Origin of the sequence: Sandarakinorhabdus sp. (assembly GCF_051860625.1) — a bacterium.
Classification (GTDB): domain Bacteria; phylum Pseudomonadota; class Alphaproteobacteria; order Sphingomonadales; family Sphingomonadaceae; genus Sandarakinorhabdus.
The window spans coordinates 1-894 of the sequence record NZ_JBHYDQ010000028.1 but is presented as its reverse complement, the minus strand read 5'-3'; the positions used below and the strand labels follow the sequence as shown (position 1 = coordinate 894).

Here is an 894-nt window from a genome sequence, read left to right as displayed (position 1 = left end):
ACCAGAAATGATCGAGCTGTGCAGCGCCTGCGAATAGCCGCCACCGCCCCTGGTGTTGTTGGTGGCGACATAATTGCGAGCGCCGGTACCATGAACGCGCGCGGCGGCGGTATAATAATCGATGGCCGCAATGGCGCCGGACAATGTCCCCGATCCCGAATCCGGCAGGAATTTCAGCGCCATCAACTGCACGGTCCAATTGACCCCGGCCACGCCGATGCCGTTGTTGCCCAACGCGCCAATGGTGCCGGCGACATGGGTGCCATGGCCGCCGCCGTCCATCGGATCATTGGTATTGCTATAGAAATTCCAGCCGATCAGATCATCGATGCGGCCATTGCCGTCATTGTCGACACCATTGGCCCAGCGCACATCGCGGAGCAGATCGCCAGCATCGATACGGCCATTGCCATTGAGATCGCTGACGGCGTGGGCATTGGCAGCGGTGTTGAGATCGCGGAAGGTGATCAGGCCGTCACCGTCGGTGTCGACCAGGCCGAGGTTGGTCGGAATTTCGCCAGGGTTCAGCCAGATGTTGAGATAGAGATCCGGGTGGGTATAATCGATTCCGGTATCGATTACGCCGATCACGGTTTTCATCGAACCAGTGTGACCGGCCGCCCAGGCTTCGCCGGACTGGCTGCCGAATTGGTTGGTGGGGCTGGTCTGATCACCATACATGCCCCACAACTGCCCGCCGGTGTAGCGCGGATCGTTGCTGCCCTGCACCGTGACGCTGGCATTCAATTCGGCAAATTCCACATTGGGATTGCGCTCGAGCGCGGCGATCACCGCCGATGCCGCCGGAACTGTCAGAATTTTCGTGTGCGGGCGGGCATAATGGGTAAAGAGGAGACTCCATATGTCCCGACGCAAAGAGCCTGCGATACCGAA

At 59.7% G+C, this 894-nt stretch carries 1 protein-coding gene; it reads right to left on the bottom strand.

Translation table 11 applies throughout. The features are described 5' to 3' along the window. On the bottom strand, window positions 1–792 hold a 792-nt coding region (locus ACTIEZ_RS15405), incomplete at its 3' end, for a S8 family serine peptidase (protein ID WP_439547572.1). Window positions 793–894: the final 102 nt, after the last annotated feature.